Annotated in this window: 14 protein-coding genes and 1 pseudogene; 4 read left to right on the top strand and 11 right to left on the bottom strand. The window is 60.7% G+C overall.

The genetic code is table 11. The annotated features are described in order from the left end of the window. Positions 1 to 125: 125 nt before the first annotated feature. Genes NKI54_RS32080 through msuE form a run of 6 tightly spaced genes read right to left on the bottom strand, consistent with a single transcriptional unit; the run spans position 126 to position 6,090 of the window. Positions 126 to 1,457, bottom strand: a complete 1,332-nt coding sequence (locus NKI54_RS32080; protein WP_352693655.1) for an ABC transporter substrate-binding protein — start codon at positions 1,455 to 1,457, stop codon at positions 126 to 128. Between the two features lie 49 nt (positions 1,458 to 1,506). After that, positions 1,507 to 2,544 carry a branched-chain amino acid ABC transporter permease gene (locus NKI54_RS32075; RefSeq protein WP_352693653.1) on the bottom strand — a complete coding sequence of 346 codons (1,038 nt, stop codon included), beginning with the start codon at positions 2,542 to 2,544 and terminating at the stop codon, positions 1,507 to 1,509. Between the two features lie 3 nt (positions 2,545 to 2,547). Continuing rightward, positions 2,548 to 3,444: a branched-chain amino acid ABC transporter permease gene (locus NKI54_RS32070; RefSeq protein WP_023722895.1), complete on the bottom strand. Its 897-nt coding sequence runs from the start codon at positions 3,442 to 3,444 to the stop codon at positions 2,548 to 2,550. Beyond that, positions 3,444 to 4,346, bottom strand: a complete 903-nt coding sequence (locus NKI54_RS32065; protein WP_352693651.1) for an ABC transporter ATP-binding protein — start codon at positions 4,344 to 4,346, stop codon at positions 3,444 to 3,446. Before NKI54_RS32065 ends, NKI54_RS32070 begins: the two co-directional genes overlap by 1 nt. A 55-nt stretch (positions 4,347 to 4,401) precedes the next feature. Further along, entirely contained in the window at positions 4,402 to 5,502 is a 1,101-nt protein-coding gene (gene sfnG / locus NKI54_RS32060) for a dimethylsulfone monooxygenase SfnG (protein ID WP_352496336.1), read from the bottom strand. Positions 5,503 to 5,529: 27 nt separating this feature from the next. Continuing rightward, positions 5,530 to 6,090, bottom strand: a complete 561-nt coding sequence (gene msuE / locus NKI54_RS32055) for an FMN reductase (RefSeq protein ID WP_502898286.1) — start codon at positions 6,088 to 6,090, stop codon at positions 5,530 to 5,532. 740 nt (positions 6,091 to 6,830) lie between these two features. Here msuE and NKI54_RS32045 point away from each other — a divergent pair. Then, entirely contained in the window at positions 6,831 to 6,956 is a 126-nt protein-coding gene (locus NKI54_RS32045; protein WP_023722890.1) for a hypothetical protein, read from the top strand. Positions 6,957 to 7,022: 66 nt separating this feature from the next. Here NKI54_RS32045 and NKI54_RS32040 read toward each other — a convergent pair whose 3' ends face one another. Both NKI54_RS32040 and NKI54_RS32035 read right to left on the bottom strand, forming a co-directional pair. Beyond that, complete coding sequence (locus tag NKI54_RS32040) at positions 7,023 to 7,481, bottom strand: hypothetical protein (RefSeq protein ID WP_352594230.1); 459 nt, start codon at positions 7,479 to 7,481, stop codon at positions 7,023 to 7,025. A 56-nt stretch (positions 7,482 to 7,537) separates the two neighbouring features. Further along, positions 7,538 to 8,140 carry a hypothetical protein gene (locus NKI54_RS32035; RefSeq protein WP_352594231.1) on the bottom strand — a complete coding sequence of 201 codons (603 nt, stop codon included), beginning with the start codon at positions 8,138 to 8,140 and terminating at the stop codon, positions 7,538 to 7,540. A 34-nt stretch (positions 8,141 to 8,174) separates the two neighbouring features. Between NKI54_RS32035 and NKI54_RS32030 the strand changes: the two genes are divergently transcribed. The 3 genes and pseudogenes from NKI54_RS32030 to NKI54_RS32020 all read left to right on the top strand — a co-directional run bounded on the left by NKI54_RS32030 (position 8,175) and on the right by NKI54_RS32020 (position 11,857). Beyond that, entirely contained in the window at positions 8,175 to 8,765 is a 591-nt protein-coding gene (locus NKI54_RS32030; RefSeq protein WP_352594232.1) for a helix-turn-helix domain-containing protein, read from the top strand. Positions 8,766 to 9,454: 689 nt separating this feature from the next. Further along, a complete protein-coding gene (locus tag NKI54_RS32025) occupies positions 9,455 to 10,417 on the top strand; it encodes an alpha/beta fold hydrolase (protein ID WP_352594233.1) in 963 nt (320 codons plus the stop codon). 517 nt (positions 10,418 to 10,934) lie between these two features. After that, positions 10,935 to 11,857 (top strand): annotated as a pseudogene (locus NKI54_RS32020) (ArsR/SmtB family transcription factor). A gap of 230 nt (positions 11,858 to 12,087) precedes the next feature. Here the strand turns inward: NKI54_RS32020 and NKI54_RS32015 are convergent. From NKI54_RS32015 to NKI54_RS32005, 3 genes are all read right to left on the bottom strand, one after another. Next, positions 12,088 to 12,762, bottom strand: a complete 675-nt coding sequence (locus tag NKI54_RS32015; RefSeq protein WP_352693649.1) for a glycoside hydrolase family protein — start codon at positions 12,760 to 12,762, stop codon at positions 12,088 to 12,090. A 140-nt stretch (positions 12,763 to 12,902) separates the two neighbouring features. Beyond that, positions 12,903 to 13,427 carry a YciE/YciF ferroxidase family protein gene (locus NKI54_RS32010; RefSeq protein WP_352642610.1) on the bottom strand — a complete coding sequence of 175 codons (525 nt, stop codon included), beginning with the start codon at positions 13,425 to 13,427 and terminating at the stop codon, positions 12,903 to 12,905. Positions 13,428 to 13,665: 238 nt separating this feature from the next. Next, entirely contained in the window at positions 13,666 to 14,082 is a 417-nt protein-coding gene (locus tag NKI54_RS32005; protein ID WP_352642608.1) for a response regulator transcription factor, read from the bottom strand. Between the last annotated feature and the right edge of the window lie 647 nt (positions 14,083 to 14,729).

The raw sequence follows: 14,729 nt of genomic DNA, 5'->3' as shown, positions 1-14,729 counted from the left end.
CGGGTCTTTCCCGGCCCCCCCCGCTACGCCCCCCCTGGACCGCTTTTGCGGGGCTGACCATCTCGCCCCCCCCCTTCGCCTCTATAGCGGGCCGGCCCCGGGGGCGGGCCGCGAGTTGTTGGACTTCAGTTGCTGACCACTGCTTCGGCGTCTTCGGCCGTGCGGATCTTGATGCCCTTTTCCTGGGCATAAGCTTCGGACGACTTCTCGATGATCGGACGCAGCAGCTTCCAGTCGGGCGCAATCCAGTCGGAGACGACGTTCCACTTCTTGCCGTCCCACTGCTGGAAGGTCACGTAGCCGTCACCTTCGTGATTGTCCCAGGAGACGTTGATGGAATGGAACAGATCCTTAGCGCCGAGCGCCTCGACGCGCGCCGGATCGAGCTTGAGATGCTCGAAGCCCCAGCGCACTTCGTCGCCGGTCAATGTGCGGTTGCCGAACTTGGCCTGCGCGATGCGGACCGCCTCTACATTGAGGATGCCGTTAACGATGCCCAGATTATGGTAGACCGAACCGATCCGGCTCTTGTCCTCAAGGTTACCCTTGCCGGCGTCGTAGACCGTTTTGACGATCTCCTGGACCACCGGATACTGCTCGCCCGATGCCTGGGTGGTGATGGCCGTATAGCCCTTGGCGGCGTCGCCGGCGGGGATCACGTCCTCTTCGGAGTTCGACCAGACGTTGCCGACGATGTGATCGGCGGGGAAGCCGGTCTTCTGCGCGGTCTTGAGCGCAACCGGGTTCATCACGCCCCAGCCGCGCAGCACCACATAGTCGGGATGCTCGCGTCGGATCGTCAGCCACTGCGCCTGCTGTTCGTTGCCGGGATGCGGAACCTCGATCTGCGACAGCTCGAAGCCGTATTTCTGCGAAAGCAATTCATAGATCGGGATCGTCTCCTTGCCGTAGGGCGAGCCGTGATAGAGCACCACGATCTTCTTGCCTTTGAGCTTGTCCAGGCCGCCTTCCTTGGAGGCGATGTAGTTCACGATGCCGGAGGTCTCGCTGTAGGGATTGAGCAGCAGCGGGAAGACGTAAGGGAACACGCGCCCGTCCGTGGTGTCGGTGCGGCCGTGGTTGATGGTGATCAGCGGCACCTTGTCATCGGTGATGCGGTCGATCATGGCATAGGCGATGCCGACCGAAAGCGGGTTCCAGGCGGCGATGCCGGGATTGCTCTTCAATCGTTCATAGACCTCGACGCCCTTCTCGACCTCATACTGCGTCTCGCCCTCGCTCCAGGTCAGCTTGACGCCGTTGACGCCGCCGTCGCGGATGTTGATCAGGTTGAGATAGTCGATGAAGCCGCCGAAAAAGCCGGTGCCGCCGGCGGCGTAAGGGCCGACGCGGTAGCTCTGAAGAGGAAAATACTGTTCGTCGGCGTGGACCGCCGTCGCGCCGAGCACGAAGGCCGTGGCGATCGCCGCTTTTCGTAGGTGACTGAAGAAGGTCATGGATTGCGTCTCCTGAGGTTGTGGTCCGTGAGAGGATGTCGAGCGGCGCTCAGCTGGACCTTGAGCCGATCCGTCGTTTCAGGCGGTCGAAGAGGGCCGACAGCCCGTTCGGTTCCGCGATGAGGAAGATGATGATGAGCGCGCCGAGCACGATGCGCTGACTCATGTCGAGAACACCCGAATCGAACAGTCCGCCAAACAGGAAGGCGCCAAGCCGCGACAGGATGAGCGGAAAGATGACGATGAACGCCGCTCCCAGAAAGGCGCCGCGTATCGAGGCCAGCCCGCCGATGATGATGATGAACAGGATCTGGAACGAGCGGTCGAGATTGAAGCCGGCCGGCTCGACGGTGCGCAGATAGGTGAAGGCCCACAGCACGCCGGCGACGCCGATGATGAAGGACGAGATGGCGAACGCGAGCAGCTTGGTCTTCAGCACAGGGACGCCGATCACCCGCGCGGCGGTTTCGTTGTCGCGCACGGCGATGAAATTGCGGCCGGTCGCGCTGTTGACCAGGCGCCAGACGAGCGCCGTGAGCACGATGACCGTGGTCACCGAGAGCAGGTAGCGGCCCGTCGCCCTGTCGAGCGAGAAGCCCGCAACGGCAAGGTGCGGCGCCGAGATCACCCCGGAAGGGTTGTCGTTGGAGAACCAGCCGAACTTGGTCAGCGCCCACTGCACGAAGAACTGGGCGGCGAGCGTCGAGACGGCGAGATAGAAGCCGCGCAGGCGCAGGCTCGGCAATCCGAACACGACGCCGATGCCGGCGGCCGAAATCCCGGCCAGGATCATGGTCGCAGCCAGCGGCAGTCCTTCGACCCGAAGGTTGAAATTGTAGGCGGCGAAAGCGCCGACCGCCATGAAGGCGGAGGAGCCCAGCGAAAGCTGGCCGCAATAGCCGGTCAAAAGGTTGAGGCCGACCGCCGCCAGGCTGAGCGCAAGGAACGGCAGCAGGATCGCCTCGACGAGATAGCTCGACGCATAGGCGGGGATCAGGCCGTAGGCCACGGCAATCAGGGCGGCCGGCAGGGCTAACTTCTGCCAGTCGATTGGAAGCCTTGCGGCATCGAGCGCTTGCACGGCCATCGGTCAGACCCTTTCGACAGTCTTCTGGCCAAACAGCCCGGAGGGGCGCACCAGCAGGACGACCAGCGCCAGCGCATAAGCGAACCAGCCTTCGATGCCGCCACCGACAAAGGGTCCGAGGTAGACCTCGGCGAGCTTCTCGCTGGCGCCGATGATGAGGCCGCCGACGATGGCGCCGAGGATGGAATCGAAGCCGCCAAGCACCAGCACCGGCAGCGCCTTCAGCACGATCAGCGACAGCGAGAACTGGACGCCGAGGCGCGCGCCCCACAAAAGTCCCGCGACCAGTGCCACGAACCCCGCGGCGGTCCACACCGTCCCCCAGATCCGGGGCAGCCGCAGCCCGACGGCGAGCGCCGCGAACTGGTCGTCTGCGACGGCGCGAAACGCCAGGCCGATGCGGGTCCAATAGAAGAATGCGCTCAAGCCGGCGACCATCGCCGCGGCAATGCCTGCAGCAAGAAGATCGAATGACGAGATCAGGATGCCGCCGACCTCGAACGGCGTGTCGTCGATGCCGAGATCGAGCCCGTGCACCTGGGTGCCCCACACCAACTGGGCAGCGCCTTCAATGATGTAAGACAGACCAAGCGTGGCCATGAACAGCGTCATCGGCGAGCGATTGACCAGCGGCCTCAGCACAGTTCGCTCGATGGTGAAGCCCAGCGCAACCATGACCGCGAGGGTAATGAGCAGCGAAAGCGCAAACGGGATGCCGCGTTCGACAAGGCTGACAAAGGTGAGTGCGGCGAACAGCACCATCGACCCTTGCGCGAAGTTCAGCACGCCCGACGTCTTGTAGATCAGCACGAAACCGATGGCGACGAGCGAATACATGACGCCTGAGAGCAAGCCACCGACCAGCACCTCGATGACGAAGAGGAAATCATAGTAGCTCATCAGATGCCCTCGCCATCTTCGCCTTCGGCGGTGCCGATATAGGCCCGGATCACCGCCGGATTGGCCCTCACCTCGGCCGGTGTCCCGTCGGCGATCTTGCGGCCGTAGTCGAGCACGGCGACGCGGTCGGAGAGCCCCATGACCACGCCGATATCGTGTTCGATCAGGATGATGGTGACGTCGTGCCGGTCGCGCGCTGCGCGCACGAAACCGGCCATCTCGGCCTTCTCGGTCGCCGTCATGCCGGCCATCGGCTCGTCGAGCAGCAGGATCTTCGGCTCGGCGACAAGCGCGCGCGCCAGTTCGACCCGCTTCTGCAGGCCGTAGGGCAGCGTTGCGACCAGGCGATCGGCCACGGCCTCGAGATGCAGGAAGGCGATTGTCTGGTCGACCTTTTCAGCGATCGCGGCATCTTCGCGGCGGGCGCGTGGCAAGCCCGCAATATGTTCGACGAAGCTGGCGCGCCGGGTGTGGACGCGGCCCGACGCGATGTTGTCGCGCACTGAAAGCCCACCGAACAGTGCCAAGTTCTGGAAGGTGCGCGCGACGCCGAGCCGTGCCAGACGGCTTGCCGACACCCGGGAGAAGGACTGGCCATCGATCACGATCTTGCCCTGATCGGCGTGATAGAGGCCGCTGATGATGTTGATCAGCGAGGATTTGCCGGCGCCATTGGGACCGATCACAGCGCGGATCTCGCGGCTTTTGACCTCGAGGTCGACATCCCGCAGTGCCGTGACGCCACCAAAGGAAATGCTGATCCCGCCCAGCGCCAGGATCGCATCAGCCTTTGCCGACAGGCGCGCCGGGCGCGTGTCCTCGACGGGACCAGCACCAGCAAGAATGCCGGAAATTTCGGGCGCGCGCTCGTATGCGGCGGCTCCCAGCGAAGCACCAATCATGAAACGTTCCTGATTTTGAAGGCGTGCGGGCGGCGGCCTGAAGGCCGCGCCTGTCCTATTCCGCGGCGACGAGCTCCCTGTCGCGCGCCGCTTCCAGTTCGCGCACCAGAGGGATGACGCGCTTGCCGAAGAACTCCACCTCTTCCTGGAAATGCAGGAAGCCGAGCAGGATCAGATCCGCGCCGGCATCCTTCAGCTTGAGGATGCGTTCGGCAATCTGTTCCGGCGTGCCGATGAGATTGCTGCGGAAGCCGTCATTGTATTGGACAAGATCCTCGAAGGAGGATTTTGCCCAGTTACCCTCGCCTTCCGGCGAGGCCTTGCCGGCATTCTTGACCTGATCGGCGAAACCCTGCACCGCCTCCGGATTGGCCTTGGCGATGATCTCGTCGAGCACGGTGCGCGCTTCTGCCTCGGTTTCGCGAGCGATGGCAAAGGCGTTGACGCCGATCTTGACCTTGTGGCCATTGGCCTTCGCCTTGGTCTTGATGTCGTCAACCTGCTTCTTGATCTCTTCCGGCGTGTTGCCGTTGGTGAAATACCAATCGGAAACCCGCGCAGCCATGTCGCGCGCCGCGCGTGATGAGCCGCCCTGGAATATCTCCGGCTGGGGATCGATCGGCTTCGGCTTCATCGAGTAGTTGGTAAAGCGATAGAAGTCGCCCTTCAGAGTGAAATTGTCCTCGGTCCAGATGCCGCGCAGCGCGCGGATGAATTCCTCCGAGCGGCGATAGCGCTCGTCATGGTCGAGCCACAGCTCGCCGATGGCGGCGAACTCACCGCGGAACCAGCCGCTCACGACATTGACCGCGACACGGCCATTGGTCAGGTGGTTGATGGTGGCTATCTGCTTGGCCGCCAGCGCTGGATTCCAGGGGCCGGGCAGGATCGCCGCGATGACTTTCAGCGTTGTGGTCGCCGCAAGCAGGGCGTGGCTGAACGATACGGATTCGTGCTGGTTGTCGGCGCCATAGCCGGCGGTGAAGCGTATCTGGCTCAGTGCGTAGTCGAAGCCGTTGGCCTCGGCGATCTGGGCGAGCTTGCGGTTATAGTCGATGTCCCAACCCGTCCGCTGCTCGATGTTGGAGATGACAAGGCCGCCCGAGACGTTCGGGACCCAGTAGGCGAATTTCACGTCGTCGGAATTCGAGGTCATTGCGTTCGTTTCCCCTTTTGATTGGCTTCAACCGACGCGCGTGGCGACGGCAGCGTTTCCATGACTGGAATTAAGCAAGGAGACCGCTTCGGTAGCGGCCCGTGAGATGCGCTCGATAATCGCTGCGCCGACGATCTTGGCATCGACGAAATCGTCGGGCGCGCCGTAGACGCCGGTCGGAACGGTGACGGCCCCGAAAAAACCGAACAATGGCCGGAGCTGATGTTCGAGCACCAGGCCATGGTATGGACTTCCGCCGGTCGCCGCGAGAAGCACGGTCTTGCCCGTCAGTGCACGATAATCGACGAGGTCGAACAGGTGCTTGAGGGCGCCGGTGTAGGATGCCCTGTAGACCGGCGTTCCGACCACGAGCAGATCGGCCTTCTCGACACGCTGGATGATCGCTTCGCCAGACGCGCCAAGCGCGCCACGAGACAACCCGGCGAAAATCGAAGGCGCCGCCTCGGTGATTTCGATCAGGCCGGCGTCCGACGGGACACGCGACGCGACCGCCTTGACCAGCGCGCTCACCACCGCGGTGGTGCGGGATGGCGTACTAACGCCGCCGGATATGCCGAGAACCGAAATTCTTGCCACGTGTCGTCGATCTCCTGTTCCACCAAGGGGATGCCCGGTTGCCAAGACGGGATCGGACGATATTCGACAAAATCTATAGAGATAAGGAATTATCTTCCGATTTTCCCGGACCGGTGAGAAAATCGGAGTGCTGACGCCTCATTAGCATGAGCTCTAACATCCGATTGGGGGGCGCAGACCGGCCAGGCTTGATCGTGGCGATCGGCGCTCCGTTGCCCGGTGCGGCCCGCGCCGCAGATTGTCACCACCGGCACGTCGCGCTTTTGGTCGTCGATCGGCGTCGCCGCCGTGATAGCTGCCGTTGAATCGGACCCCGAACTGCCGCTCGGCGCCGAAACGCCCGCTCACATCGAGATGCCCCTGGGGGCTCGACCGTGTCAGATCGACCTCGGCCCGCGCGCTTGGGACGATATTGGTCGTACCCCCCGAGACTGCTGTTCGGCGCGATGCCATAAAGGAGCGCCACCGGTCTTTGAGAACCTCGATCGCTCGATATAATCGGTGAACAAGCGATAGGTCGGCGCGACCCCGAACACACTTCCGGCAGATTGTCGATCGTTGCGGTCAGGGGCAGGCCGCCAGCCCCACCACCACGATGCGCTCAAGCACCGTACCATGGCATGTTCGTTTCATTGTTGACAGGTTAGTCATGCAAGACCTCCTGACCATCCTCACCCAGCTCTCGCCAGGCAAGGCAAAACGTTCTTGGTCCTTGGCGTGAGGGGACTTGGATGAGGAAATCTGTTGGGCTGTTCGCTGCGCTGGCCGTGATGGGTCAGGACGCCGCTGCGCAGGAGTCGACGGCTGATCGTCTGATGAAACTAGACCGGGAAGACGGTTATGCCGGACTTTTCTGAAACGCCGGTGGCTGGCGCTCGAGGTCAGAACATATCGGTTTTCGCTCGCCTTCCCTCTCGGCTCACTCACTTGTGCGGCATACAATAGACGCCCTCGGATTCCATGAGTACCGCGCCGCCCTTCAACTCGCTCATTGCGCCGACCCAGGCTTCCGAATAAGTGCGGCTGGCATCCACGGCCGTCAGCCAAAGAACGCGATTGTCAGCCAGTTCGACTTTAACTTCCTGCTGCAAAGGGCTTGCCTGCACGGTCTGTTGATAGTGCCGTTTGATCCTGACATTGCTGGCCGGGAACTCAGCTTCGTTGCTGCCATAGTTCAGCACAAACCTAGTATGGTCCTCGGCCACTGTGCAACTGCCGTCACGCTCACACACGATTTTGGCGGCGGTCTTGCAGTCCCATTTCAGTGAAGCGGGCCACATAGGATTGTCCACGCTTGATCGCGGCTTGTCGCTCTGACCAGCCGCCGTCAACACTGCGCCTGTGTTCAAAATCACAGTGGACAGGAGAAGCGCTTTGAACACTACAGACCTCCCTGAATTGCGATCCCATAGTACGTCGTCCTGCGTGATCGCCTGGCTCATGGCATGTTGAGATTGAACCAGCTTTTCTGGCGCACACCGTTCGCGTCATCATACTCGATGAACCAGGGCTTTCCGCGTATCGGTCGAGGGATGGTGACGTAGGTGGGGCCATTACCGACGGAATGCCCTCGATCGTTCCCCGCGGTCTGGATTTTTGCCGCAACCACCTTACCGTCGATTTCGATTTGGACCTGACGTGATCCGTCTCCATGATGCCTGCTGAGGGCGTTGTTTTTGAAAACGACGGGCAAGGAGAGCCTATCGGCCGCGATGCGGCAGATGTTTTGTTCTTGACCTAAGCCCGGCCGATCGAATTCGGAGCTGCCAACTGCTTCCCAGCCAGACGGACAATCCTCATACTTCTCAAATCTCGCCGCGCTGGAGTTGGCTTGCGGACAGGTCGGCCAATTAAAACCCGGGGCTTCCATCGCCGCAATCAACCTGTAAATTGGCGGGTGGCACGAGGGGGTGCCTTGCCAGTCGCCGGAAAGACATAGGAGGACCTGACAGCCCCATTCCGACGCTTTTGATTGGGATGGAAGAGCTGCGGCGCCCGCCATGGCGACGGCACCCCCCAATAGGAATTTGAGTATGGTCATAGCCTTTTCCTCGCTGCGGATTTGATAGTTTACTATGGATGATCCGCGCGAAAAAGGACAGATCGAAAAGGCAGGCTTTGTGCGACTACATCGATTTATGAAACGAGACGACGGAGGCGTGGTCAACAACCCGTTGCGCGCCAACATTGCCCTGACGCTCGAGCGGGAGAGAGCCAGACGCGGCTTATCCCATATGCACATGGCCGAACTGTTTCGAACCCCCGAGGGCGAAAAACTGGCCTATCGAACCTACATTCAGACTGTGCGTCAGAAAAATAATGTCACATTGACGACGCTGCAGATCATGGCAAAGGGCTTGGAAGTGTCTTTTGCAGGACTGCTCGCCGGCGGTAAGAAAGTTCCGGAATGGGCGCATCAGTTGGACGACAATGCGATCCGCAAGCGGCTGGCGCATATCATCGATTTTGAGCGACAACGACGTACTTTGCACCGCTATGAGATGGCCGAACTCATCGGCGTGGCGGAGGCGACATTCACGAAACTGGAACGCGCGAGCGGCAACATCAGTGTGGACACGATTGCCGCGATCGCCAAGGCGTTGAAACTTGATCCAGCGACCTTCCTCTTTTCCGAAAGGATCCCGCCTGGCAGAGCCGACACCTAGCCGCCCCACGAGTGTAAAGAATCTGCAGCAGACTCGGTTGCGCCTGAAGTTAGCGCGTCAGCAGGTTGCGGGCCGGAAGCAACTCTCCAGCCATTGCTACTGGGTGGGGCAGTATTCAGGGCAGCATGGCTGCTCCGATAAAGGCTGCCGCGGCCAGCACGACGGTGGCTGAATAACCGGGACTGGCTCGCATGTGCGGGGTTGGAAGTCCGTCTCGTCGTTCAGCTGGCGCGTCGCATTGGCATAGCTCGCCTGGTTGTTGAACTCCGGCGGTTCACGAGGTGGGGCCGGGTTCTTAAGCGGAGCGTTACCGGGATTCCCCGTCCGTCTCCTGGGAGCTGCGGCTGGGACAATCCCCTAGCGTCTTATTTGCTTCGCCGGCAGCGATATCGCCCCGCGCCTCAGCCGGAGCCCCGCCCAAGAGGTGCTGCGTCGCTCATCGGGATCGCCTTCAGCGGATCGGCGTCAAGCGCCCTAACCTGCGTTCCTATCGCAAAGTTCCGCCGAGCGGAAACCAGCAGAGCCTGCTTCCAGGAACAACCGGCGATCAGACGGGTTGGGGGCAGCCAAACAGGGAGAGCAAAGATGGACTCGGCGAGCCACACAGCCGACATGCGCGGCAGTTCGGCAGCAGCAACAACGCATTCGAGAGCGGTCACGCCTGTCCAGTTTGCGCGCGGCGGCCGCTAGTGGTCCGTCGCACAAACAAGACAACAGCAGCCGCCATCCTGCTTGGCGCCGGGCTGTCTGGCCTGGCGCTGTACAACAGCGCTCGCGCCAGACGCGCGCTTTTCCCGCACGGGTCGGGGCGCTTTATCGGAGTGGCGGGGGTGCGCCTGCATCTCCTTGAGCAGGGCAGCGGGACGCCGTTGATCCTGCTGCACGGAAACGGCTCGTCGGCCGAAGATTTCAAGACCAGCGGCATGCTCGACAAAGCGGCCAGCAGATACCGGGTGCTCGCCTTTGACCGGCCCGGCTTCGGCAGGAGCACGCGGCCGCGAGGCAAATGGTGGACGGCGGCCGAGCAAGCCGATCTCATTCATGCCGCCGTCGCGCAGCTTGGGACCGAAAGATATTTCATTCTGGGCCATTCCTGGGGCGCGTCGGTGGCTCTCCAGCTCGCGCGCAGGCACCCAGCATCAGTTGCCGGAATCGTGCTTGCCTCAGGTTATTACTATCCGCCGCCGCGCCTGGGCCTCGCACTGGCGGCGCTGCCGGCCTTGCCTGTCGCCGGGGATGTTTTCTGCCACACCTTGCTGCCGCTGCTTGTGCGGCTCACCTGGCCGCTTGCCATGGGCAAGATATTTCGCCCCGGCATCATCTCTGCAGCGTTTGCTTCGTCGGCAAAGGACATCGCCAGCCGGCCCTCACAACTGCGGTCGATCGCAGCCGAATCGGGATTGATGCTGGCGGCCGCGCTGGCTGGCGGCCGCTTCACCCGCTACGATGATCTGTCGCTGCCTGTCGGCATTATCGCAGGGGCCGGCGACCGGTTGTTCGATGCGAAAACCGAGGCTCTTAGGCTACAATCCGAGATTCCTGGTTGCTTTGTCGATATCATTCCGCAGGCCGGCCACATGGTCCACCATACCGCACCGCTAGCTGTTCTCGCCATGGTCGACAGGGTCGCTGCCGCGGCCAGCATGAAGTAGGCCGGCACTGGCGCATGATCCCGCTAATGGGAATCCGGTTTTCAGAAAGATCATGCGCAAAGCAATAGGTGGAACCCTGTCCCGACCCTATCGGGTGGCGAATCCGATGATATATAACTTACGGCCACAACGCATGTCAGCGAACCGCATCGTGTGCATCCATCCCCGCCGGTTCCGCGAACATCGAGGTCGAGGTCTGGCACCTTGCAGACTGGCCAGGGGAACGGCCGCAATTCGCGGCTCGTTTCTGTCTGCCTTTAGCGTCTAGTCATCTGCATTGAGGCCGCGGGCTGTCAAGCACCCCGCATTACAAGGAGTTGACGCTCTGAGAAATGTAAACGTGTCGCACCATCCTTGTTGGTGCAGCATGCCGGGCTTACTGCCTTTCGAGCGCTTGATGTAACCAAATCACCGGCTCGGCGTTTCGTTCAGCGCCGTTGCAATGCCCACCCACCAACGCAACTTACAAGCACGAGCGAAGCCATAACCTCTGTCACGAGCATAGACTGGCAACTTCATGAGTCGCAATTTTCTGGTGATCGAACCTCAGGAAGGCATTGCCGTGCTCAAGGGGCTTGCCTCCTCGGCGCGGATCTCCATGCTGAAACTGCTGCACGAGAAGGGGCCGATGAATGTCAACGAAAATCGCCGCCGTGCTGTCGCTGCCGCAGTCGACCGTCTCGACCAACATCCAGGTGCTGGAGGATGCGGGGCTGATCCGCACCGAGAACAAGACAAGAAAGGCAGTCAGAAAATCTGCTATCCGACCGCTGAAGAAGTGCTCGTCGTGTTCAAGAGCGAATATCGTGCGGTCAAGAACGACGCGATCGAAGTGTCGATGCCGGTCGGGCTTTACACCGGCTTCGAGGTTACCGCGCCCTGCGGCCTTTGTTCGCCGGACGGCATCATCGGTCTGCTCGATGTTCCCAACACTTTCCTCGATCCCGACCGCATGAAAGCCGGTCTGCTATGGTTCACGCGCGGTTTTGTCGAATACCAGTTCCCCAATAACGCCAAGCTCGCACATGCCGAGATCACCGGACTCGAAGTTGCGATTGAGCTGTCCTCGGAGGTGCCGGGCACCAGCGCCGATTGGCCGTCGGACATCACGCTGACGATCAATGGCGTCGATGTCGGCACCTGGACGTCGCCGGGGGATTTCGGCGACAAGCGCGGCGTCTTCACGCCCTCCTGGTGGAAGCTCAAGGGCTCGCAATACGGCAAGCTCAAGAACTGGCGAATTGTCAATGAAGGCACCTATGTCGACGGTCTCAGGATTTCCGAAACCGGCCTCGCCGCACTTGACCTGAAGAACCATCATTCAATCCGCGTCCGTATCGGCGTCAAGGACGACGCCAAGCGCCCCGGCGGCATCAACATTTTCGGCAAAGGCTTTGGAAATTACATCAGGACCTCCTGCTCAGGATCAAAACCGCCTGAGTCGACTGGCGGCGTTGCTGCGCGCAATTACAGTCCATTGCCGAATTTCAGCTGGCAACGTCGTTTATGAGGCGACCAGCTTGCCTGACGTGTATAGATACCCCGTTGCAAGGCTCGCCCACTGGCTGCCTTTCGCCTGCTACCCTCAAATCACCGCTACAAAGCGATCCGTCCCACGAACCGCCAGAGCGCTTCATCCTCCGTTCCGGCAAATGCCGGAACTTATACATCTAGGCAACTCTCGAAAGTATGTGTCGATCCAGGTCGCACTTTGCCAACCGGAACCGCCAGCGATGGTTCGTAGCCTCACGCCTGCTCTGGTAGAACAAGGTCAGTTGCCGGCCGTCGATCATCACCGTCGAATGGCCATTCTCGCCGGGCTCACCAGGATCAAGGACGGGGCCGACAGAGACATAAGGACCCTCTACCCTATCGGCGATAGCAAAGAAAACGCGTTGACGGCTTCCACGGGGGCCGTCGGGGAGGAAACAGGTGGCGTTGAGAAGCACACGACCGTCCGGCAGCTCGACGAGCTGCGCGCCTTCGATCCCCCATTCGTAATCGGGGTGCTCGCGCGCATTGTGATGCGGCACGTCGAGATGATCGAGTATCTTGCCAAGACGTTTCCATGGCCCGAACCAGGAATCGGATTGGCTGCGCGCCAGATAGACATCAGGCTGGGGCACCCTGGTGATTTTGGGCATGCCTGAATAGACGATGTAGCGCTTGCCGCCGACGATTGCCGGATGGGGATCGTAGATGCCGTCCTCATCGGTGTCGGGCAGCGACAATATCGCCGGATTGAGCACCACCCAATGAAAGCCGTCATTGGAGACCGCGTGCTCGCAACGTCCGCCGGACTTCATGAATTCGGTCTGGATGAATCGTACGCGGCAATCGCCCATTGTCAGTTCCGGTCGCCTAGTCGGAACCGGTCGGCCACCGCCACGTCGACGGCGCGGCGGCTGCTGCGCATGTGTGCCTGGATACAACCAAGCTCCAATCCGTCTGTCCGGGGCCGCGGTGGCCTCGATTCGATCCGAAGTTATGCCGCCTGTTGCATCGCCCGTTCGTTGACCCCTGTTTCGCCCAGTCGGGTGAGCGCCTCATCGGTTGCTTTTTCTTCCTTGAGCGTCTGTTCGAGTAGCGGGACGGCGTCTTTCAGATCAAGTAACCCGGCCCATGTGACAAGAGTCCCGTAGCGCGCTATTTCATAGTGTTCCACGGACTGGGCTGCAGCCACGAGACCCGCGTCCAATGCCGGAGCCTCCTCGAATTCCTCCAAAATCTCCTGTCCTTCTTCGATGATGCCGTCGATCGCCGGGCACGTTTTCCCTTGGGCTCTCTTGCCAAATGCGTCAAAAACTTGCTGCAGGCGCTCGATTTGACCTTCGGTCTCGTCACGATGTTTTTCGAACGCCGCCTTCAGCTCTTCTGACTCCGCCCCCTTTGCCATTTTCCGGAGCGCGGTCAGAATCTTGCGTTCAGCGTAGTAAATGTCTTTCAACCCATCATGGAAAAGGTCTTCCAAACCTTTGGAGCCGCCTTGAGAGCCTTTCTTCGTCGCCATTGTCATCTCCTGTTTCATTGTATCGACGCATGCATGGTCTAACTGGCCCAGTCTCTTGTTGTTCCTTCGCCACGGCTCTGCGGCAGCCAACAGGTTGAGCGACGGTCGGTTGACCGCTGACTTCAACCCGCCGCGTCACAGCGACCGCTTGAGCATCTCGGCTGCGCTCCATTGCGGAACTTCCGGTATGAGGATCGTCTGCCTGCAGGGTTGCTGCCTGGTGTCGAAGCTGACAAGCTTAGGAACTTTGGTCGAGATCTCTAAAAGGCCAGCGGTTCAATCTCCTGATGCGGGCCAGGAGAATTGCCAAGTCATACGGCTTGGCGATTCGAGGGCCATCCTGGCAGAGGTCACCGGCTGCTTTGGCGGTTCGTTCCACGGCCGATGACAGCACCACCTTGATGTCTTCTCTATTCTGCCGAACCCACGCGGCAAGCTGAAACCCATTCGTCCCGCCTGGCAGATCAACGTCCGATAAAATGGTATCGACGTAGAAGCCGGAATGCCCCACCGCCTCTTGAGCAGCAAGGGCATCTTTTGCCTCGATAACTCGGTAGCCACAATGTCGAAGGTAGTCCGCCGTGGCCGAACGAGTGGTCACGTCAGCACTAACAACCAAAATCGTGTCGGGCTTTGACGCATGATGATTTTCCATTCAGCTGGAACGGTCAACCATCTTTCCTGTTCCCGACCACTTCCTACAAATTGCGTGCCCCGTACAGACTTCGTCCGGGTGCGTGGTAAGGTGCCATCCTGCCTCTTGGAGAGATGAAGAACGGGCTGAGAGACAATCACAAAAAATACCCGCATCGAAGGGACGGCGTCAGGAAGAGAGTGGCCGGTCGCGCAAGTTCGGGTAAGTGGAGTGAAAGTCGGTAGATGCGCAGATCTGCGCGACAGCTGAGCGAACGATCATTCAGCGCGCGACGCTGTGACATATGACACGCAAGCAACCAGCATGCCCTGGCATTCGGTGGGCTGCCAGGCGCGTTTGTCTTAGTCCCTTAACGAATGTGAATGCATACGCCACAAACCTCAGCATAGTGGCCTGGAAGAGCAGATGTGGAGGCCCGAGGTGCGACAGCTTGAAGATTTAGTGGAACACTATGTCGGCATACGCAGCCGGCGTGATAGAGTCATGTCGACAGGGCTCGCCTTGAGAGCGCTAAGGCAGGTCGTTGGGATGGCTTCAATCTCGGACCGGGAGCTTGCGAACATGGTCGCCGACCGTGCGGTCAGGCATGGTCTCGCCGTGGACTTTGATCATATCCAGCAAGACTGATTTTCTGGCCTTCTTGGACC

Origin of the sequence: Mesorhizobium sp. M0663 (genome assembly GCF_040320585.1) — a bacterium.
In the GTDB taxonomy this organism is placed as follows: Bacteria; Pseudomonadota; Alphaproteobacteria; order Rhizobiales; family Rhizobiaceae; genus Mesorhizobium.
The sequence above is the reverse complement of the archived record's forward strand: the minus strand, read 5'-3'. Positions and strand labels throughout refer to the sequence as shown.

Excerpts from the sequence above, each read along its gene's own strand:
- NKI54_RS32080 (WP_352693655.1), bottom strand. The coding sequence starts at position 1,457 with ATGACCTTCTTCAGTCACCTACGAAAAGCGGCGATCGCCACGGCCTTC.
- NKI54_RS32075 (WP_352693653.1), bottom strand. The coding sequence starts at position 2,544 with ATGGCCGTGCAAGCGCTCGATGCCGCAAGGCTTCCAATCGACTGGCAG.
- NKI54_RS32070 (WP_023722895.1), bottom strand. The coding sequence starts at position 3,444 with ATGAGCTACTATGATTTCCTCTTCGTCATCGAGGTGCTGGTCGGTGGC.
- NKI54_RS32065 (WP_352693651.1), bottom strand. The coding sequence starts at position 4,346 with ATGATTGGTGCTTCGCTGGGAGCCGCCGCATACGAGCGCGCGCCCGAA.
- sfnG (WP_352496336.1), bottom strand. The coding sequence starts at position 5,502 with ATGACCTCGAATTCCGACGACGTGAAATTCGCCTACTGGGTCCCGAAC.
- NKI54_RS32045 (WP_023722890.1), top strand. The coding sequence starts at position 6,831 with ATGAGGAAATCTGTTGGGCTGTTCGCTGCGCTGGCCGTGATGGGTCAG.
- NKI54_RS32035 (WP_352594231.1), bottom strand. The coding sequence starts at position 8,140 with ATGACCATACTCAAATTCCTATTGGGGGGTGCCGTCGCCATGGCGGGC.
- NKI54_RS32030 (WP_352594232.1), top strand. The coding sequence starts at position 8,175 with ATGGATGATCCGCGCGAAAAAGGACAGATCGAAAAGGCAGGCTTTGTG.
- NKI54_RS32015 (WP_352693649.1), bottom strand. The coding sequence starts at position 12,762 with ATGGGCGATTGCCGCGTACGATTCATCCAGACCGAATTCATGAAGTCC.
- NKI54_RS32010 (WP_352642610.1), bottom strand. The coding sequence starts at position 13,427 with ATGGCGACGAAGAAAGGCTCTCAAGGCGGCTCCAAAGGTTTGGAAGAC.
- NKI54_RS32005 (WP_352642608.1), bottom strand. The coding sequence starts at position 14,082 with ATGGAAAATCATCATGCGTCAAAGCCCGACACGATTTTGGTTGTTAGT.